General features: G+C 66.2%; 13 protein-coding genes and 1 pseudogene. 11 read left to right on the top strand and 3 right to left on the bottom strand.

Annotated elements, in window-relative coordinates:
- Positions 1-154: 154 nt before the first annotated feature.
- The 3 genes from FH608_RS48345 to FH608_RS48335 all read right to left on the bottom strand — a co-directional run bounded on the left by FH608_RS48345 (position 155) and on the right by FH608_RS48335 (position 7,018).
- The gene (locus tag FH608_RS48345) at positions 155-1,666 is read right to left on the bottom strand and encodes a trypsin-like serine peptidase (protein WP_139637966.1); all 1,512 of its coding nucleotides are present in this window, start codon (positions 1,664-1,666) and stop codon (positions 155-157) included.
- A 434-nt stretch (positions 1,667-2,100) separates the two neighbouring features.
- A complete protein-coding gene (locus FH608_RS48340) occupies positions 2,101-3,630 on the bottom strand; it encodes a trypsin-like serine peptidase (protein ID WP_139637965.1) in 1,530 nt (509 codons plus the stop codon).
- 385 nt (positions 3,631-4,015) lie between these two features.
- The gene (locus FH608_RS48335; protein ID WP_139637964.1) at positions 4,016-7,018 is read right to left on the bottom strand and encodes an AfsR/SARP family transcriptional regulator; all 3,003 of its coding nucleotides are present in this window, start codon (positions 7,016-7,018) and stop codon (positions 4,016-4,018) included.
- Between the two features lie 253 nt (positions 7,019-7,271).
- Here FH608_RS48335 and FH608_RS48330 point away from each other — a divergent pair, with 253 nt between their 5' ends.
- The 11 genes and pseudogenes from FH608_RS48330 to FH608_RS52265 all read left to right on the top strand — a co-directional run bounded on the left by FH608_RS48330 (position 7,272) and on the right by FH608_RS52265 (position 19,766).
- A complete protein-coding gene (locus FH608_RS48330) occupies positions 7,272-14,642 on the top strand; it encodes a LamG-like jellyroll fold domain-containing protein (protein ID WP_193319053.1) in 7,371 nt (2,456 codons plus the stop codon).
- Between the two features lie 32 nt (positions 14,643-14,674).
- Positions 14,675-14,968, top strand: coding sequence for a hypothetical protein (locus tag FH608_RS48325; RefSeq protein ID WP_139637962.1), 294 nt, complete (start codon positions 14,675-14,677; stop codon positions 14,966-14,968).
- A gap of 181 nt (positions 14,969-15,149) precedes the next feature.
- The gene (locus FH608_RS48320; protein ID WP_139637961.1) at positions 15,150-15,458 is read left to right on the top strand and encodes a hypothetical protein; all 309 of its coding nucleotides are present in this window, start codon (positions 15,150-15,152) and stop codon (positions 15,456-15,458) included.
- A gap of 91 nt (positions 15,459-15,549) precedes the next feature.
- Positions 15,550-16,140 (top strand): annotated as a pseudogene (locus FH608_RS54625) (IS66 family transposase); the annotation flags it as partial.
- A 112-nt stretch (positions 16,141-16,252) separates the two neighbouring features.
- Complete coding sequence (locus FH608_RS53580; RefSeq protein ID WP_226900563.1) at positions 16,253-16,495, top strand: hypothetical protein; 243 nt, start codon at positions 16,253-16,255, stop codon at positions 16,493-16,495.
- A gap of 545 nt (positions 16,496-17,040) precedes the next feature.
- Entirely contained in the window at positions 17,041-18,267 is a 1,227-nt protein-coding gene (locus FH608_RS48310; RefSeq protein WP_139637959.1) for a helix-turn-helix domain-containing protein, read from the top strand.
- A 60-nt stretch (positions 18,268-18,327) separates the two neighbouring features.
- Complete coding sequence (locus FH608_RS48305; protein ID WP_139637958.1) at positions 18,328-18,594, top strand: hypothetical protein; 267 nt, start codon at positions 18,328-18,330, stop codon at positions 18,592-18,594.
- Entirely contained in the window at positions 18,591-18,920 is a 330-nt protein-coding gene (locus tag FH608_RS48300) for a hypothetical protein (protein ID WP_139637957.1), read from the top strand. Before FH608_RS48305 ends, FH608_RS48300 begins: the two co-directional genes overlap by 4 nt.
- Positions 18,920-19,174, top strand: coding sequence for a hypothetical protein (locus tag FH608_RS48295; RefSeq protein ID WP_139637956.1), 255 nt, complete (start codon positions 18,920-18,922; stop codon positions 19,172-19,174). The genes FH608_RS48300 and FH608_RS48295 overlap by 1 nt, the downstream gene beginning before the upstream one ends.
- Positions 19,175-19,333: 159 nt before the next feature.
- A complete protein-coding gene (locus tag FH608_RS48290; RefSeq protein ID WP_139637955.1) occupies positions 19,334-19,561 on the top strand; it encodes a hypothetical protein in 228 nt (75 codons plus the stop codon).
- A gap of 43 nt (positions 19,562-19,604) precedes the next feature.
- Positions 19,605-19,766 (top strand): hypothetical protein, encoded by a 162-nt coding sequence (locus FH608_RS52265; RefSeq protein ID WP_153264833.1) that lies wholly within the window; start codon positions 19,605-19,607, stop codon positions 19,764-19,766.
- Positions 19,767-20,393 lie beyond the last annotated feature (627 nt).

Below are 20,393 nucleotides of genomic sequence, written 5' to 3'. Positions count from 1 at the left end.
CAAAAAGGACGTAAAGACCCTATCGACACTTCAGTCACTCTGGTAGGGAAAGTTGCGAGATCTACACCAAAAGGCCAAAGGGCCCGGCTGGATGCCGAGCCCTTTGGTTTGAGCTACTGAACGACGAACAAGTCTTCGTTCCGATCGCAGCGAACTACGGGATGAGCTTGCCGCTCGCCGAGGCCGCAGCGGCCTTGTAGACGACGTTGGTCTCGCCGTCGAAGTAGGCCGTGGTGATCGTGTCGTAGCGCTTGTTGTCGTCGGTGTCCGCGATGAGGCTGGTGACACCGTTGACGTAGCCGAGACGCTTGGCGTTGCTGTACTTGTACAGCCAGGGGCCACCGTCGTAGCCGGCGGTCACGGAGCACTTCAGGGACTGCTGCTCCTCGACCTTCTTGGACGGGATCAGCAGAGCCTTCTTGGCGGTCTTGCCGTAGCACCACTTCGGCGTCACACCGGTGTACGGCTTGTTGCCGTCCAGGTGCGGGCCGTAGGGGTAGCCGAAGGTACGGACGTACTTGCCGGACGGCTGGTTCCACGCGAAGCCCTGCCCACCAACGTTGTCGCCGAGGCGGCCAACGCTCTTGAGCGCGTGCTGGATGATGTAGAAGTCCGTGCGGAAGTACTTCTTGGCCGAGCCCGGCTTCACCCACCACTGCACGTAGTAGTGCGTGATGGTGGAGTTGCCGCGCCTGTCCAGCTTGACGGTGCCGAGGCCCTTGTTGTTCAGGTACTCGACGGCCTCCTTGTAGGTCACGTTCTCGACGATGGGCTCGCCGAACTTGCGACCCTGGCCCTTGCCAACGCCAGCGGCCTTGTACTGGGCCTCCTTGACCTCGACCTTGGTGACCTCAGCGCCGGGGTAGTCCGGACCCGCCGGCTCGGCGTCCTTGGCCTTCTGCGCCCAGTAGAAGTCCTGGTTGGTCGGGTCGAGGCGGCCCTTGCGGAACTCCTCCTGCGAAACCTCGACGTCCTTGGCGTCCTTCTCGCCCTCGTAGGCGTCGAACTCGGCCTTGGTGACCTTCTTCGGCTGGTACATCGCGCCGCCGATGCCGTCGTAGACGGTGACGAACGCGTAGTCGCGGTCGAAGTCCTCGTACACGTCGAAGTCGTAGTGGGTGAAGGCCTGCTTACCCACGTAGACGCCCCAAGGAGCCTTGCCCTGGTAGTAACCCGGGACGAAGACCCAGCGCGACACGACCTCGTCGTTGGCGGCGATGTCGTACACGCAGTGGCCGGCCGTGGCGACCAGGTTGCGGTAGGTCGACTGGATCGAGGTGCCGGAGCACCAGTACAGCTTGCCGTCGCGGCCCTCGAAGAAGACCTTACCGATGGTCTTCGGCAGGTTCACGTTCTGAACCTTGACGGTGGTCTTCTTCTCCTCGCCGATGGGAGCGGTCGACCCCGGCTTGGTGTCCGAGGTATAGCCGCCCTTGGAGGAGATCTTCGTGACCTCGAGGTTGTCCGGGTTGAAGGCCACAGCGCCACGGAGAGCGGCGTTGTTGGACTTGGTCCAGAACTCGAGGGTCTCGACCGCCTTGGCCTGGCTCGCGGCCAGAGCGTCGCTGGCAACGGTGTCGTCGGCCTGGGCGGTGCTGGCCAGACCAGCAGCCAGCAGACCAGTGGCCAGAATGGCGCCACCGGCCGGGAGGAGGATGCGCTTCACGGTAACTCCTTGCGCTGTCGTGGAACGCCTCTTGCGTCCCATGCGTCAGTAAAGGGATAGCCAGGAACATACAGTGTTGATCTTGCTCACCGGAAGCCGCTTTGACGGGAAAACAGGCGACAGGCCGGGCGTGACCGTTCTGTGATGTTTAGGCGACTGATGCGCAGGAGTTGAAGGAAGTCGACCTTGATGGCATTTGCCCTGATCAACATAAGCGCGTGGTAAGTGTGGTTCGCGTGACTCTGATGTCCTCCCGGTCTGGGTCGAGCGGCAGGTGTGGCGCAGATCACATTGGATCAATGGCACCGTATGGGCGCGCCATGCGTCCAAAGCGCCTTCATCTTCGGTGAAAACGCGAAGGGGCCCGGCAGGATGCCGGGCCCCTCGCTGTAACGGGTGATACGAACGGTCTAAGCCCGGTCGCTATCCGTCACTCAGACAACCTTGCCGGACCACGCGGCCGCGGCGGCCTTGTAGACGACGTTGGTCTCGCCGTCGAAGTACGGCGACGAGATGTAGTCCACGCGGCCGTTGCCGTCCTGGTCGTTGAAGGTGCTGATGACACCGTTCAGGTAACCGAGACGCTTGGCGTTGCTGTACTTGTACAGCCACGGACCACCGTCGGCGCCCTCGGTCATGGCGCACTTGAGCGCCATGTGCTCCTCGATCTTCTTGGCAGCAGAACCCTGCAGCTTCTTCGTGGTCTTGCCGTAGCACCACTTCGGAGTAATGCCGGTGTAGTTCTTGTTGCCGTCGGGGTGAGGAGCGGCCGGGTAGCCGAACACGCGGACGTACTTACCGGTCGGCTGGTTCCACGCGAAGCCCTGGCCGCCGACGTTGTCACCGAGACGCCCCGCGTCCTTGGCGAAGCCCTCGATGATGTAGAAGACGGTCTTGTAGAACTTCGTGTCGGAGCCAGGCTTCTGCCACTGCTGGACGTAGTAGTGCGTGATGGTCCAGTTGCCGCGGCGGTCCTGGACCACCTTGGCGGGGTACTTCGCCGGGTCCTTGGCCTGGTTCGCCTTGTAGGCGGCGGCCTGGGGGTCGGTCACGATCTCGGTGACGGGCTCACCGAACTTGCGGCCGTTGCCCTTGCCGACCCGGGCGGCCTTGTAGGTGGCCTCGGAGACCTCGACCTTGGCGACCACGGCGCCGGGGTAGTCGGGACCGCTCGCCTCAGGCGCGGAGCCCCTCTTCACCCAGTACGCCTCGGTCGACGTCGGGTCGAGCTTGCCCTTACGGAACTCCTCGCGGCTGATCTCGACGTCCTTGGCGTCCTTGACGCCCTCGTACTTGTCGAACTCAGCCTTGGTGACCTTCTTGGGCGTGCCGCTGCCGAGCTTGACGCCGTTGTAGACGGTCACGAACGCGTAGTCGCGGTCGTAGTCCTCGTACACGTCGAAGTCGTAGTGGGTGAAGGCCTGCTTGCCCACGTAGATGCCCCAGGGGGACTTGCCCTGGTAGTAACCGGGGACGAAGACCCACTTGGACATGGTGTCCGAGTTGGTGGCCGTGTCGTACACGCAGTGACCGGCGGTGGCGACCAGGTTGCGGTACTTCGACTGGATCGAAGTGGCGGAGCACCACCGCTTCTCGCCCTTGCTGTTGACGAAGAACACCTTGCCGATGGTCTTCGGCATGTTCACGTTCTGGACCTTGGCGGAGGTCTTCTTCTCTTCGCCGATAGGAGCGGTCGACCCGGGCTTGGTGTCGGAGCTGTAGCCGCCCTTGCTCTGCAGCCTGGCGACGTCCGACTTGTCCCAGACGTTGGACTCCTTGGCGGCCTTGAGAGCAGCGCCGTTGTTCTCGGCCCAGAACTGGGCAATGGCCTTGGCGTTCGCCGCGCTCGCCGCCATCTGGTCGGAGGCGACGTCGCTAGCGGCCTGGGCGTTGCCGGCGAGGCCGGCAGCCAGAAGGCCGGTAGCCAGAACTGCGCCACCGGCGGGGATGAGGATGCGCTTCAAGGGAACTGCTCCTTGCTCTGTCGTGGGTCGCAACTTGCGTCCCATGCGTCAGTAAAGGGATAGCAAGGAACATAGCGTGGTGATCTCCGCAGGTGGAACCCGCTTTGCAGGATCCGGCATAGCGCCCCGGCGCCGTTACCTTCTCGTGACATGTCAGATGTTTTCGCGCCTCGTGATCGAGTCGTCACGTTTTCGCAGGGTATTGAAGGATTGTGATAGATGGGACTAGAGTGCCGTTAGCGGTTCGCCACATACCGTTACCGGCATAATGTGACTCAGATCACAGGAACCGGATGGGGCGCCAGATCCGTCTAACTCGGTCCAAAAGCATCCAGGTGATCTTCAGGGCCGGGTTCAGGGCGCTCGGGAAGGCAACAGCCACCCGTCAGCGCAGTCGCTCGGCGATGTGCTCGGCTTGGGGGACGCCCATGGGCGCGAGAATGTCGAGCGCCATCCGGAAGTGACATGCGGCCTCATCCCGTCGTCCGAGGCGGTCGTGCGCTTCACCCAGGGCGCCCTGGGCGAGCCCTTGTAAGTAGGGATCGGTGATGTCGTCGGCTATGTCCCGAGCGATGGTGTAGGTCTGCAATGCCTCATGGGCGTCTCCAACCGCAAGGTGGCAGCGGCCCAGGTCCATCAAGATCTCGCATTCGGCGGTCTTGTCGCCTCCCTCTCTGATGAGAGCAAGTGCCCGCAGATGCAGATCCAGGGACTCGGCGAGACGGCCCTGAACGCGGTAGACCCGGCCGATCCCGTTGAGGGCACTCGCCTCGAACCTGCACTGGCCGATCTCCCGGTTCAGGCGAACGGCGTGTTCGAAGCAATCCAGCGCCATCGCCGAGTCGCCCAGGCTGTCGTACACGTCTCCGAGCAACGTGAGTGTGTAGCCTTCGTCGCTGCGGTTGCCGTCAGCGCGGTCGAAGGCCAGGCATTCACGGAGGCTGGACAGCGCCTCCTCCAGACGCCCGACGCGAAGGTAGGCGATTCCCAGCGCGACGGTCGCCAAGATCTGCCCTCGCTTGTTCTGCAACTGGCGGTACAGGCCGACCGCCCCCGAACTGTCGGCAATCGCCTGATGGAACTCTCCTATCCATAGGCGGCTGTATCCGATCCGGTAGAGCGAATAGGCCTCACCCATGGGATCTCCAACCGTCCGGCTCAGATCCAGGGCATGCTGCTGGTAGTCGATGCCTTCCCGCACGTGCCCGGCCATGAGATGGGCCATGCCCAGGGCATTCAGAATGCGCCCTTCACCGTCCTGGTCCTTCACCTGCCGTACCGCCTCCAGCGCCGTTCGGAGGCCGGCAAGCCAGTCGTCGATCCGGTTCCTGAGGTAGAAGAAGTAGTCCAGCAGCTCCACGAGCTGCCAGACGTGGGCGTTGTAACCGTGTCGTACGGCATGGTCGACGGTGGACAACAGCATGGGGTAGCGGAGCTCGAGCCACGCGGAGGCCGAGTCGAACCCGTCGAACACCGGCAGTTCGTGAACAGGTTCCGGACATCTAAGGGTGTGGGAGAGCGTAGAGGGATAAATGTGGTTCATCGCCGCCTTGACGGCGTGCAGGAGCCAGTCGAACAGCCGAGACAAGGCGCTGAGCCGGAGCCGCTCACTGTCATGAGCATCGCTGAGCTCGCGCGCGAAGAGCCACACGAGATCGTGCAGCACGTAGCGTCCGCTGACGTCACGTGAGATCAGGTGGGCGTTCATGAGCGCGTTGAGGGCTGAGCCGATGTCGTTCCGGGGCTCTCCTGCCATGACGATGATCTCGTCGATGCCGATGTTCGGGCCGGGATGCAGGCCCATCATGCGGAACGTCCGTCGCGCGGTTGCTCCGAGCCCCTCGTATGACAACCGGAAGGCGTGCCGGACACCGACGCGAGGGTCACCTTCGATGTCCAGTGCGGTCAGCCGGTCCTGGCCGACGAAGGCGGTGACGAAGTCGCTGATGGACAGGCTCGGCTGGCCCAGCAGATGCGCTGCCGCGAGGCGGAGGGCGAGCGGCAGGCACCCGCAGAGGCGGACCAGCGACTCTAGGGCCTCCTTCTCATGAGAGACGCGCTCGTCACCCAGGATGGTGGTCAACAACGCCATCGCCTCGTCGTCTGACATCACATCAAGGGTCAACATGTGGACGTCATGGGTGGCGGTGAGTCCGCGAAGAGAGTCGCGGCTGGTGACCACCACCTTGCAGCGGGAGGAGCCGGGTAGGAGCGGTCGGAGTTGTTCGGCGCCGGCGGCGTTGTCGAGCACGAGAAGCAGCCGCCGGTCCGCCAGGAGCGACCTGTACAGCGCCTCGCGTTCGGCTGTTCCGTGCGGAATCGCGTCCTGTGCCACACCGAGCCCGTACAGGAGCTGATGCAGAGCCTGCATGCTGGTCACCGGCTCGCCCGGGGAGTGGCCATGCAAGTCGATGTAGAGCTGCCCGTCCGTGAACCGGGACACGTGGTGATGCCCCCAGCGTGTCGCGAGCGCGGTCTTGCCGATGCCCGGCGCACCGGTGATGACGGCAATGGTCACGGCCGAAGGCTCGTCGGGCAGAATCCGGTCCAGCTCGCGCAGGCTGTCGCCGCGGCCGGTGAAGCGGACGATGTCGGCCGGCAACTGGCGAGGCAGCAAAGCACGCAGAGTGACGACTGAGCCCGGCTTCCCGGCTTGCACGGGCTTCGCGGTGAGGAGTTCCTGATGCAGCGCGTTCAGATCAGGTCCGGGGTCTATGCCAAGTTCTTGACGCAGGTGGCGGCGCCCGATCCGGTATTCCTCAAGAGCCTCCGCTGTTCGCCCCGAGCGGTGGAGCGCGGTCATCAGCTGACCACGTAACCGCTCCTGCAGGGGATGTTCCGCGACCAGATGCCGTAGCTCGCTGATGAGGTCCGTGTGTCGGTCCAAAGCGAGGTCGGCGTCGATCCGGCTCGCGAGAGCGGCGATGCGAAGCTCTTCCAGCGCGGCGCCCTCCGTGAGCACCAGTTCGTCTCGCGTCCCGGCCAGAGCGGCACCGCGCCACAGCGCCAGAACCTCGCGGAATTGGTCGGCCGCCCGAAGAGCGTCGCCCGCGGCCAGAGACGTCCGTGCCGCACGCGTTCCTGCGGTGAAGAGGGCGAGATCGGAACCGTTCGGTGGAACGTGGAGCTGATAGCCCGCCGGAGTGCCTGACAGGTGAGCCGGAGTGCTGAGCAGCCGCCGCAGCGACCAAAGGTGATTGTGCAGCAACTTACGGCCGGAGACCGAGATTTCCGTCCCCCATAGTGTGGCCAGCAACCGGTCGTGGGACACCACCTGATTGGCCTTGAGCACAAGGATGGCCAGGAGAGTCCGCTGCTTCTGCCCGACGATGGGGAAAGAACGCCCGTCGCGCCACAGATCCACTGGACCGAGGATCCGATACTCCACGTGCCCTCCTGCAGCTGCGAGCCGATCTCGGCGCGAAGGATCCGCGGATGCCGCCCCGGGCCTGAACCGGGTTTCAGCAGCTGGAACTCCTGAATATCAGATCGCGGCGACAAGATCGAGAGTTACCACGGTCAAGATCGAGAGCGCTGGGCCGCATCCTGCCGTCGACACATGTGGCCTGGTGGTGTGGCGACCTCAGGTAAGACGCTCAGGGCCCGCACACCTGGATCGAGGCGTTGATCAATTGTTCAGGATGGCGATGCGCAGCGGACTGGCTCGATCGATTTTCCGGGTGGGGTGGGTTCTCCTCATCACGCTGTCTGGACAGTTGGTGGCTGTTCCCGGTACGGCTCAGGCCCAGGAGAGCGTAGGAGGCGCAGCGCCGCTTGCTGTCGGATCAGCCGAAGTCCCCAGACAGATGGCAGGAACGGTGGCAGGTCTGCCGTCGCTGGTGCCGGCGGTGGCGACGCGGACGTCCCCGGCATCGACGTCGAAGGAAGGAGATGGGAGGACCACGAAGGGCGCGTTACCTCTGGAGCGACGGGCGGGCGACGAGCCCTCGGTTCCGCAGAGCGGGCGCCGACTTCCCCGAGGGACGCAGCGCGCCGAGCAGTTGGATGCCGGATGCTGCTCGCCGGTCGTCGAAGAGCGCTCACCCTTGGATTGGACGTTGGCCGACACACTGACGCCGTTGCTCATGGTGAAGGCCGACAGCGCCAACGGCATGGACTTCACCTTCGAGGTCTGTGACGACGGATCGATGCTGAAGGGATGCTTCTCCTCCCAGGTTCAGAGCGACGTCCACTACTGGCGAGTCCCCGCGGGCAAGCTGAAGTGGGGCCGGCAGTACTTCTGGCAGGTGACGGTCAAGGACCGCGGCACGCTGGCGCAGACGGTTTCGAGCGTCGGCAACTTCACCACCGGCGTGCGCCAGCCGGCGGTGAGCTCCCGTCTGGCAGCACGTGGGCCCGACGGTCAGGAGTTCGATCAGGTCACGGGCAACTACACGACTACGATGACGGACGTACAGGTCGCCGTAGCCGGGCCGCCGCTGTCAGTGGTGCGCGCTTACAACACCTTCGATCCTCGTAGCAATGGGATGTTCGGGGTCGGGTGGTCAACGCGGTGGGACATGAAGATCGTCCGCGAGGACTCCGCTCTGTTGGTGACCCAGCCGGATGGTCGTGTGCTGCGGTTCGGTGCGAACGGTGACGGCACCTACCAGCCGCCGTCCGGCTGGTATGCCACACTCGCCGAACTGAGCAGCGGCGGTTGGCGTCTGATGGACAAATCCGCTACCTCCTACGTGTTCGATGTGAACGGTCGGTTGACCAAGGTCACCGACAGCCGGGGGCGCGGCCAGGACCTGAGTTACGACACATCGGGCAAACTCACCTCGGTAACCGCTGCAGGAGGCCGATCGCTGCGTTTCGCCTGGACCGGTGGCCACGTCACCAGCGTGTCCACTGATCCGGTCGACGGCAAGGCGCTGACCTGGACGTACGCATACGACACCGACCGCCTCGCGACCGTGTGCACCCCCTCTCCCGAGCCGGCGTGCACGCGATACGAGTACGGCAGCGGCTCGAACTACCGCACGGTTGTCCTGGACTCGGGACCGTACGGATACTGGCGGCTGAACGAGGCCGCGGGCACCGGGACGGCTGCGGACCTCGGCTGGGGTGCGGGCTCGGCGAATCTGTCAACAGCCACTCTGGGGCAACCGGGCGCGCTGGCCGGAACGGTCGATGCCTCTGCCGCCTTCAAGAGCGCCGGCATGAAATTGCAGCCCAACGCGGTCGGCCGGTTGGCCGGCCAGGCGTCAGTGGAGGCATGGTTCAAGACCACCAAGCCCGGAACGGTGTTCTCGGCCGGCCTGGCAGGTTCCGCGGACTCGGCCCTGTACATCGGCACCGACGGAAAGCTGCGTGCTCAGTTCCTGGCGCGAGCAACAGAAGACGACACCCGGTTGTTCACGCCGATCACCACCACCGGCACCGTCAACGACGGTGAATGGCACCACGCGGTGCTGACCGCGGACAACGGCACCGACCGGCTCTACCTGGACGGGCAACTGGTCGGCAGCCTGTCATCGCCGCGCTACATCTACTGGCAGGAGGACGCGCGCTTCGCCTCTGGTCCGCTCAACTGGCGCATGCCCGCCGGCAGCGACGGCAACTTCGCTCTGAACGGGCAGCTCGACGAGGCGGCACTGTATGACCGGGCGTTGACACAGGCCGAAGTTCAGGCGCACTACGCGGCGGCCAGATCCGACGCACGCAACAAGCTGACCACGGTGACCGTCCCCTCAGGCAGGGTGTGGGTGAGCAATACCTATGACCCGGCCACAGATCGCATCAAGATCCACACCGACCAGAACGGCGGTACCTGGCAGATCGGTGAACCGGTCGTCGACCTGGCCAAGGGTACGTCAACGATCACGGTGATCGACCCGAACAACGCAAAGCTGATCACGGTTCACGACATCTGGCGGGGTTACCGGCTCGTGCAACAGACCGATCAGGTGGGTGAGAAGACGCGTTACCAGTACGACACGGGTGGGTTCCTCTCGCAGATGGTTGACGCGAACGGGAACGCCACGCGGCAGAGCCACGACAAGCGCGGCAACGCCATCAGTCAGACCACCTGTCGCAGAGCCGATCAGTGCCAGACCAGTTACGCCTCGTACTACCTGAACAAGAACGACAGGTTCGACCCACGCAACGATCGGCGGACCAGCCTCCGCGACAGCCGCTCCTCTTCCGCGACTGACGACACCTACGCCACCACGTGGGAGTACAACAGCCACGGCGAGCAGACCAAGCAGACCAGCCCGGCCACGACCGACTTCCCCGACGGCCGCTCGGTCAGCATCGCCTACACCGACGGCACAGAAGCGGCGGTCGGCGGCGGCACCACCCCGCCCGGCCTGATCGCCTCCCAGACCGACCCGCGCGGCAACACCTGGACCTACCGCTACACCGCGGCCGGTGACCTGGCCGAGCAGCGTGACCCCGAAGGGTTACAGGTGGAGCTGACCTACGACGCGCTGGGCCGGCTGCGGGAGAAGTCGGAGGTGTCGCAGGCCCATCCGGACGGGGTCGAGTTCGCCTTCACCTACGACGAACTGGGGCGACTGGCGACGCAGACCGAGCCGGGCGTCAAGAACGAGGTATCCGGCGTCACCCACACCAAGCGCACCACGTACGCCTATGACCCGGACGGCAACAAGCTCAGTGAGACCGTCACCGACCTGACGGGCGGGGACGCCGAGCGCGCCACCGTCTACGCCTACGACGACCACGGTCACGTCGAGACCGTCACCGATCCCGAGGGCGGCGTGGTCCGCCAGAGCTGGAACACCCTCGGCAGCCTCGCAACGGTGACAGACGCCAAGGGCGCGGTCGTCGAATACGGTTACAGCCCGCGCGGCGAGCTGGCCTCCAAGACGCTGAAGGGCTGGACCGGCAGCCCGGTCGACCCCCAGCCGGCCCAGGACGTGGTGCTGGAGTCGTTCGGTTACGACGCCGGTGGCCGCCTGGCCGCGCAGTCGGACGCCATGGGACGCAAGACCACGTTCACGTACTTCGGTGACAACCTGCTCGCCAAGAAGATCGCCGACGGCGTCAAGCTGAACGGCTCCACCACCGCCAGAAACGTGGTCGTGGAGGAGCACACCTACGACGCGGCGGGCCACCGGACCAGGCTCGTCACCGGCGGCGGGAAGGTGACGACCGACTACGTCTACGACGCCGCCGGCCTGCTCACCTCGCAGACGTTCGACCCCGGCGACCTGGACCGGAAGACCGTCTTCACCCACGACGCCAACGGCAACACGATCAAGACCGCTCGTACGGGCGCCGGATCCTCCCGCACCGAGGTCACCGAGTTCACCTACAACAAGACCAACCTCGTCACCAGGACGACCGTCGAGAACGGCGACACGGACCTGGTCTCCACCGTCACCTACGACGATCGCGGCCTGGCCGTCGCCTCCACCGATCCGCGCGGCAACGCGGACGGTGCCGACAAGGCCGACTACACGACCGAGATGCGCTATGACGCGCTGGGCCGCCTGGTGGAGGCGACCGGCCCGCAGGTCAAGGTAGATAAGGCCGGTACGGCCGATGACGCGCACCCCACCGCGCGCTTCGGCTACGACACCCTCGGCGCCAAGACTCACGAGACGGATGCCGAAGGCCGCACCGTGACCTCGACCTTCGACAAGGCCGGCCGCGTGACCAGCCGGCGTGCCCCCAGCTACACCCCGCCCGGCGGCACCGCCGTCACCCCGACAACCGCCTACGCCTACGACAAGGCCGGCCAGCTGATCTCCACCACCGATCCGCGCGGCTACACGAAGACCTTCGACTACGACAAGCTCGGCCGCCAGGTCCGCGTCACCGACCCCGCCCCTGAGGGCCAGGCGGCGGGCACGTGGGTGAGCGAGTACGACCTGGCCGGGGAGACACTGGCGACCGTCGACCCGACGGGTGCCCGGAGCGAGGCCACCTACGACGACCTCGGGCGGCAGATCACCGCCACGCAGATCGAGCGCAAGCCCGCCACGACGAGCTTCACCACCACGATGGAGTACGACGACGCGGGCCGGCTGCTCAAGCAGACCGCCCCCGGCAGCAAGACCACGACCTACGATGTGAACGCCGCGGGCGAGGTCAAGGCGGTGACCGACCCGCTGACCAACCAGACGACCATGGCCTACGACCTGGCCGGGCGGCTGACCAAGACGACCGACGCGAACGGCAACGCCACCACCGCCGAATACGACCTGGCCGGACGCAAGACCACGGTCAAGGACCTGGACGCCGGCGGCACCGTACTGCGTACCTATGGGTACGGCTACGATGAGGCAGGCAACCAGACCAGCACCACCTCACCCGAGGGACACGTCACCAAGCAGACGTTCGACGCGCTGAGCCGTCCCACCTCGCTCATCGAGCCGGTCTCCGCCGACACCTCGATCACCACGACCTTCGGTTACGACGCCACCGGCGCCCGCACCCGCCTCACCGACGGCCGCGGCAACGCCACCTGGACCACCTACAACAGCCTCGGCCTGGTCGAGACGGTGACCGAGCCGTCCACCACCACCCACCCTGATGCGGCCGACCGCACCTGGACCCAGATCTACGACCAGGCCGGCAACCAGGTCGCCACCATCCAGCCGGGCGGCGTGCGCATCGACCGCACCTTCGACCACCTGGGCCGTCTCACCAAGGAGACCGGCGCAGGCGGGGGCGCCGCCACCGCGGAGCGCACCTTCGGCTACGACCTGGCCGGCCGCCCCACGACCGCCGGGGATCTCACCGTCGACTTCAACGACCGCGGCCTGCCGCTGAAGGTCTCGCGCGGCGCCACGCAGGAGACCGCCTACGGCTACGACGAGCTCGGCAACCCGACCCAGCGCACCGACGCGGCCGGCACGTCCACCTTCACCTGGGACAAGGCCGGCCGCCTCGCCACCGCCACCGATCCTGTCACCGGCCGCACCCTCACCTACGGGTACGACCCGGCCAGCCGCCTGAAGACCATCACCGCCACCAGCGGCCAGGCCAGCACCCAGACCATCGGCTACGACGACCTGGACCGGGTCACGAGCCAGACGCTGAAGAACGGCTCCGGCACCCAGCTCGCCAAGATCGCCTACGGTTGGGACAAGGACGACAACCTCACCACCAAGACCACCGCCGGAACGGCCGGTGCGGGCACCAACACCTACACCTACGACCACGCCAACCGCCTGACCTCGTGGACCGCCCCCGGCGGCTCCACCACCGCGTATGAGTGGGACGCCGCCGGCAACCGCACCAAGGCCGGGGACAAGACGTTCACCTACGACGAGCGCAACCGCCTCACCTCCGGCGACGGCACCGACTACACCTACACCCCGCGCGGCACCCTGGCCGCCAGCACCAAGGCCGGCGCCACCACGCAGTACACCTTCGACGCCTTCGGCCGGCTCATCGCCGACGGCGACAGCCTCTACAGCTACGACGCCCTCGACCGCCTCACCAGCCGGGTCAGCGGAACCGCCAAGCAGACGTTCGCCTACTCCGGCCTCGGCAACGACCTGGCCGCCATCGCCGACAGCGGCGGCGCCGTCCAGGCCACGTACGCCCGAGATGCCGCCGGCGGCCTGCTCGGCCTGAAGGAGGGCGCCGGCGCAGCGGTGGCGGCGCTGAGCGACCTGCACGGGGACCTGGTCGCCACCTTCACCACCAGCCTGCAGACCTCCACCGCCTACGACCCGTTCGGCGCCGTCACCGCTCAGACCGGCACCAAGACCGGCCTCGGTTACCAGGGCGAGTACACCGATCCGGACACCGGCAAGGTCAACATGCACGCCCGCTGGTACCAGCCCGGCACCGGCACCTTCACCAGTCGCGACACCGCGACCCTCACCCCCCACCCCTCCGTGCAGGCCAACCGCTACGCCTACGCCAACGCCTCACCCCTGACCGGCACCGACCGCACCGGCCACGCCACCGAAGCGATCGTGCCGGGTGGCTCGCTCAGAGAAGCCGGCCCGGGCTACAACGGATGCATCATGAGCGGCAGCATCTGCCACGAGACTGACTCCCACGCGCGCTGGTGGAGCGACTTCGTCACCGCCCCCGGCTACGACTGGCTCTACGGCCCCGGCTTCTCGATGGACGAGCTTGCAAGGCTGAACTACGAGATCATGCCGAACGGAAGGCCCGTGCCGGAAGATATCGAGCAGGATTTTTGGGAGGTTTCCAGCGAAGCCCGTGAAGCATTCATGACGGCCTACTCGCCGACTCTCGACAGGATGCAGGTGCTCGAGGCGTGGATGGCGGCTGTGGTGGAGAACGGCGTCTCAACAGTGCTGGCGGCCAATTCTAGCGACCCGTGCTCGTGGTCCGGTCGGACGACGCCGCCGCCGACGCCTGACTCCTGCTTTGCCTCACCTTCGCACAAAGCGTTGATGAACGCTGCCAAGAAGTATCAGAAGTATCTTAAGGGTGCTCCGGAATGGGGTTTCAGTGACTGGGCGGCCTGGCAGGTGGACGAGGACTGGGGCAAGCTGAACAAATTTAAGCGGGACTGGGTTAGCCATTTTAAGGATGTCATCAAGGGAGCCGCTGCCTTCTTCAATATTCCCGCCGTAGTGCTTGGCGGCATAGCACTCATCGAGACCGGCAAGAAATGGGAGTCTCTGGAGAAACTTGCGGAACGAGTTCGCGCTATTGCACCTAATACGCTCATTGCAGGAGGCAAGTGGCTAGATACGACGCTCGGCGCGCTGAACATATCGATCAGAGCAGCGGCGAAAATGTTTGGGTACAACCCCGACGCACTGAACGCTGCAGAGGCCCGACTCCTGCTCAAGAGCCTTGCCGATCCTATTCAGTCTATATTCATGGCGGCGAAGTACGTTTCCGACCACCGCGATACCTACGTGCGTGCCAACCCTGGACCTGTGGGGCCATCCACCGAATCCCGGTGGGTCAAGACTTGGGGGAACATCGCCCAGAGTTACAATCCCGGCTACAGTAGTGGCGGTAAGGGATACGGCGAGTGGGTGATGAGCAATCGGGTCGAAGTGGCGCAGTTGCTCGGCTGTAAAACTATCTTTTGCTAGAACCTGATCTAACGAAGGGTATATAGAGTCGGATGCGAGTCGTCAAGGCTCTGGTCGCCGTCGTGGGGTACGCGTTCTCCCTGATTTGCGTCCTCTTCAGTTACGCGATCAAGCTTGAAAGTTACAGCGCGGCGGACCCGGGAAGCTACAACCCGATCGACCTTGGCAGCGTTATAGGTGCCACTATCGCCGCGCTGCTGGCTGTTGGCTTCACATTAGCAGCCACCACCGCAGTCCGGCGGTGGTGGGCTCTCGTGGCTTCGGCAGCCATCATCCTCTCAGCACTCGGAAGAATCGCGTTAATTTGGTACGAGGTGCTTGCTTGAAGGAGGTTTCTGCCTCACACGCAGGAACAAGCATGACAACCGCGATGCCGGCGTGACAATAGCGAGAAGCGGTCGCACGTGGTGCTCATGAGAGGCGCAGGCGTATCCACTCACACCGTTCATGCTCTTGATGCTGCTGGTTTGGTGATCTCGCCGATGTAGGCCATGATGATCCCCGATCATGTCCGAGCAGCCGATCCCGCCGAGCTCGCCCTCGATCGAGGAGATCGTGCGGCAGTTGACGGCGCTCCAAGCCGAAGTGGCCGAGGTCCGCGCCACCAACGTAAGGCTGCGCGAGTTGCTGACCCAGCGAGAGGCGGAGCTCGCCGCCGCGCATGAAAGGATCGCGCGCCAGGCGCAGGCGATTCGCGAGCAGGACGAGCTGATCAAGCAGTTGCGGGCCGAGGTCGTGGCCTTGCGGGGAACGGCTAGACCTCAACTCCGGCAACTCCAGGACACCGCCCTCGGCCAAGAAGGTGTGGAACCGTAAGAAGCGGGCCGAGGAGAAGAAGGAATCCTCGCGTGAGGTGTTCGGCCCCAAACGCCCGACGGGCGGGCAGCGCGGGCACAAGGGCTCGCGGATGGAGATGACGGCCACGCCTTCGCGGGTGGAGGTGATACCGGGCCCGAGCGCGTGCGGCGGATGCGGTAGCGCGTTCATGGCGGGCGGCACCGGCTCGGCGGATGGGACGGGCGGTTTCGTCCGGGCGCAGGTGACCGACCTGCCATCGGTCACACCGCAGACGGTGGAGTACCGGATGCCGGTTCGCCACTGCGGATGCGGGCATACCACGATCGCCCCGGCCCCCGACGGCGTCCAGCCGGGGCAGGCGAGCTACGGACCGGGTGTCAAGACGATGATCGCCCTGTTGGCGGAGATCGGGCACACCAGCATCGAGCGGACATCCCTGCTGATGGCACTGATGTTCAACCTGAACGTCTCAGGCGGGTTTGTCGCCAAGGTCGACGCTCGGCTGTCGGACCGGCTGGCGGGGTTCGAGGAGCAGGTCAAGGAGCATCTGCGCCGGGCGGAGGTGGCCGGGACCGATGAGACCCCGGTCTCGCTGGCCGGGAAGACGGCCTACATCTACGGCATGCACGATGGGAAGGTCGTCTGGTACGGGGCTGGGCTGAGTCGCGGGCACGAGACCATCAAGGGGTTCGATCTGCTGACCGGCTTCACGGCATCCTGGTCCGCGACGACTATGTCGGCTACCACTTCCTCGACAGCTTGCTCGCCGGGGTGCAGCTCTGCCTGGCCCACGTCATCCGTGATCTTCGCCGGTGCACCAGGCGGACGCGGTCCGCGGTGGATGGGCCGGCGGCCTGCTCGCCGTCCTGCAGGAGGCGATCCACACCGCCAACCACGCCATCCGCGCCGGGGCCGAGCGGCTGGACGTCGCCGTGATCGCCAGGTTCCGGGCTCGCTACCTGGAGCTGACCACGGAAGGGATCAAACTCAACCCCTGCCATCCGGGCCGGGACAAACCCCGGGCACGGGTGCTGGCCGAGCGTCTGCCAGGATGACTGAGCTTACGGCGTAGCCGTTCCAGCTCCTTTGCTGGGCGGCGATCCTGGACACCGCTATGATCTTGAACTCGCGCAGCTTCGCCAGCTCGGCGTCCCGATCCTGCACCCGGCTCTTCAGCTCGGCGACCTGCTGCTTGAACCGCTTGATCTGCGCCTCGCGCGGGTCGGAGATCTCCTCGGCGTCCCGCAGCCGGTCCCGGCGCTGCTCGAACTCCTCCAGCGCTCGTCGCGCCGCAGGCGGCGTCGATCTTTCCCAGCACCATGAGCGTGCGGTCCAGCTCGGGCCGCAGCTGGCGCTTCTCGCCGGCGGGGAAACGCACATTGGCCTGGAACGCCTCCAGTGTGTCGGCGCGGTCCTGCCAGGCGGGCCGGTGGCAGGGGTGATGCGTGGCCTGCGGGCACCGGGCCGAGTCACACATCCCGGCAGCGGCTTCTTGGCGTCCGGCGCACCCGTGGGCGAGAGATGCGGCCCATCCCATGGCCGGTAAAAGCTTCTGGCCTTAGCCTGGCGTTGACGAGATGCTCAGGAGGTGCTGGGGCTCATGTATGACGAGACCACCATCGGGGCCCGACTGCGAACCCTGAGGCGTTGGCGCGGTATGCGCCTGGTCGATCTGGCCGGACAGGCCGGGATGAGCAAGACTCACCTGTCCGACATCGAACGCGGCCGTAAGGCGCTCGACAGGCGCTCATACATCGCCGGCCTCGCCGCCGCACTGCGCGTCTCCGAGACCGACATCGTCGGCGGGCCGCACCTGACCGCCGACCCCGTCCAGGCCGGTCCTCACGGGGCGATCCCGCACCTGCGCATGGCGCTGCAGACCAACAGCCTGGATCAACCGCTCTGCGACCGCGCCCGTCCCCTGACAGAGCTTGTGGCCGAGCTGGGCGCCATCGAGACGATGCGGGTGCGGTGCGACTACGACGCGCTGGGCGGGCTCCTGCCGGACGTCGTCGACGAGCTGCACGTCCATACTGCTAACCCGGTCGATGAGGCCGCGCTCGGCCTGGCGCTGCGCGCGATGGTCGATGCGTGCGTGACCGCGACCCATCTCGCGAGCAACCTGGGCTACGGGGACCTCGCCCACTTGGCCGCCCGCCGTGCCTGGGAAGCCGCCGCCTGCCTGGACGAGCCGGTGGAGAAGGGCAAGGCTGCGTTCGTCTCCGTGCTGACCATGCCTAAGGTCGGGTCGGCCGGGTCCTGGGCCAGGTCGCTGACCGCTGCCGAGAGGGCCGCCGCGGCGCTCTCCCCGCATGCGGTGGAGCCGGTCGGAGTTCAGGTCCTCGGCATGATCACCCTGACGGCGTCGCTCTCCGCCGCCGCGATGAACAACCACTCGTCAGCGGCCGGCTGGCTGGATGAGGCCGCCGAGCTCGCCGCCCGGGTGCCGGACCGGCCGACCTCGGCGTGGATGCAGTTCTCGGCCACGAACGTGGGAGTGTGGCGAGTCGGCATCGGGGTGGAGTCTGGGGAGTCGGGCCGGGCGGTGGCCGAGCTCGCCCAGCGGGTGGACGAGACCCGGCTGGAGGGTGTGGGGTCGCGGCGGGCATCGTTCCTGGCCGACGTCGGGAGGGGCCTGGCGCGCGATCGGGGGACCCGGGATCTCGCGGTTCGTTACCTGCGGCGGGCCGAGAACGTCGCACCCCAGCGGATCCGAAACGACGCCCGCGTGCGGGAGACGGTCGCCGTTCTCCTGCAGCAGGCGACCAGTAGCGCGGGGGGCCGCGAGCTGCGCGGGATGGCCGCGCGCATGGGCGTCCCCCACTGAGTTCACGCCATTCCGCTCCAGCGGAATACGACCGTGATGGATTTCTTACTGTCTGTAGCCATGGAGACCGACAGGGCCACAGGCGCTCGCGAGCAGCTCGATCTGCTGCGCGTCGAACTAGCACGCCGCGGTTGGCACGCTGACCAGTGCGGCACCGAGCAGCGTCCGTTCCTGCGCGTCCGTAACCGGGCCGACCCGGAGCTCAGCGACTCCGTGGCCTGCCGGGGCGGCGTGTACTGCTGGAGCTGGGGTCCAGCGATCGGCGCGGTCGACGACGTCTCAGGGACGGCCGACCGGATCACGCATGTCCTGCGGGTGATCCTATGACCGGCGGCGAGCTGCAAGAACATCTCCAGGCCACGAACGGCGATCTCCGGCGGGTGGTGGCGCGGGCGGCGCTGCTGCTCGACGTGGCGGGCCGGCAGTTGTCCACGCTGCGCAGCACCTACCCGGTCTGGAGCATCGATCGGCAGCGCGATGACGCCGGCCGCGTGTGGTGGACGGCCATGCTGCGTACGCCGTTCACGGTCGAGATGGCGGCGGCCGGGATCTGGGAGACCGTGTGGCAGCCGGATGCCATCGCTCTGGCGGCGACGCTGGCCTGGCAGTCGGCTCTGCTCGACACCGTTCGTGCCGGGGCGCGGGGGCCGTGATGGTGGAGACGGTCGGCGCCGCGTACCGCCGGGCGGTGCGGCTGCTGGAGGTGTTAGAGAGCACCTATCCCGGCTGGGCCATCGCTGCGGACGGCGAGTGGTGGGTGGCCGAGTTGCGGCAGTTGCGTACGCAGCGGATGGCCGAGATCGGGATCGTCCAGTACGTGCGGCGCAAGAGCGGCGTGTCCCTTGGGATCGCGCTGCAACGGCAGGTGGAGCTGTTGCACAGTATCGGCCCTGCCGCTTTCCGCTAGCCCTCGGGCCCGGTTGCCGCCTACGGGCGGCGGATCCGGGGTTCCACGAATCCCCTGGGAGGCCGGCGGCCCCTGCCGGTCCCAGGGCTCATGAGCCGGCGCGGCGGCGGCCCGAGACCACGCCCAGCCGCCGCGCCACCCACCGGAGGTGGTCCACCTATGTGCGAGTGGACGCGGTTCACCCCGCGCAGCGTGCGGCTACGGGTGCACGCCACGTCGTGCTGCGGCGCGTACGAACTGGCCTCCGAGGGCGGCCAGTACTTCGTCCTGCGCCCCGACGGGGCTGGCGGACAGGAGGAAACCGGCCGTGGCCTGTACGCCTACGCCGCCCGAGTGTGGGCCGACCTTGCCGCCAACCACCAGAGATCGTGGAAGGCGGAGTTGTAGGGCCGTACATCCGAAGCACCACCGATCAGAAGGGATCACCACGATGCAGCGTCACAGCAGGGCCAAGGGCGACGACGATCAGCCACCACCCATCTGCGGCACGTGCCTGGGCGCGGGCGGTGAGTGGATCGAGCTCAACGGGCAGAAGGACAAGGAACGCAAGTGGGTCAGGTGCAAGGCTTGCAACGGAACAGGACGCAGATGACGGATCGGATCACGTGCCCGGAATGCCAGGGCCGCCGCGGGCAGCAGCTCGGGGATCTGTTCCTCGCGTGCCAGTTCTGCGGCGGCCGTGGCTGGGTCGGCGGCGACAACGAGCCGGCCGAGCGAGGCGATTGCCCACCGCCACCTCCGCGACCGGCCTGGCAGCACAAGGTGTGGTCCGACCCGTGGGTCTCCACAACGCTCGGATGCCGTGTGTGCCTGGGATCCGAGCAGATCGCGCACGTCGACGAGGAGGCCGGGACGCTCGTGACCCGGCCGTGCGTCTGCGTCGAACCGCCGGCAACCGCTGAGCCTTCGTGACGTACGCCCAGCGCTGGGCTATGACGAGGAAGGAAGATGGAGCTATGAGTTACAGCCGATGGAAGACCTTGCGCGAACGCAAGCTCGCAGCAGGTTTCACCGAGCCGGAGGACGTGGCCGAGGCTCGTCGCGAAATCCGGCTGTCCATGGCCCTGGCGAAGGCGGTGTACGAGCGGCGCACTGAGGTGCCCCGACCCTTCCGGACTCGGACCCAAGTAGGGTCAGAGACAGTCCGGAAAGGAAGCACGTGGCGAAGAAGCCGAGAATATATCCACCTGAGTTGCGAGCCGAAGTCGTGCAGGCCGTC

The sequence above is a fragment of the Nonomuraea phyllanthi genome, from assembly GCF_006334985.2.
In the GTDB taxonomy this organism is placed as follows: Bacteria; Actinomycetota; Actinomycetes; order Streptosporangiales; family Streptosporangiaceae; genus Nonomuraea; species Nonomuraea phyllanthi.
The sequence above is the reverse complement of the archived record's forward strand: the minus strand, read 5'-3'. Positions and strand labels throughout refer to the sequence as shown.

Coding starts and splice junctions, on each gene's coding strand:
- FH608_RS52265 (WP_153264833.1), top strand. CDS start 19,605: ATGCAGCGTCACAGCAGGGCCAAGGGCGACGACGATCAGCCACCACCC.
- FH608_RS48300 (WP_139637957.1), top strand. CDS start 18,591: ATGACCGGCGGCGAGCTGCAAGAACATCTCCAGGCCACGAACGGCGAT.
- FH608_RS48305 (WP_139637958.1), top strand. CDS start 18,328: ATGGAGACCGACAGGGCCACAGGCGCTCGCGAGCAGCTCGATCTGCTG.
- FH608_RS48310 (WP_139637959.1), top strand. CDS start 17,041: ATGTATGACGAGACCACCATCGGGGCCCGACTGCGAACCCTGAGGCGT.
- FH608_RS48290 (WP_139637955.1), top strand. CDS start 19,334: ATGTGCGAGTGGACGCGGTTCACCCCGCGCAGCGTGCGGCTACGGGTG.
- FH608_RS48295 (WP_139637956.1), top strand. CDS start 18,920: ATGGTGGAGACGGTCGGCGCCGCGTACCGCCGGGCGGTGCGGCTGCTG.
- FH608_RS48330 (WP_193319053.1), top strand. CDS start 7,272: ATGGCGATGCGCAGCGGACTGGCTCGATCGATTTTCCGGGTGGGGTGG.
- FH608_RS48320 (WP_139637961.1), top strand. CDS start 15,150: ATGTCCGAGCAGCCGATCCCGCCGAGCTCGCCCTCGATCGAGGAGATC.
- FH608_RS48325 (WP_139637962.1), top strand. CDS start 14,675: ATGCGAGTCGTCAAGGCTCTGGTCGCCGTCGTGGGGTACGCGTTCTCC.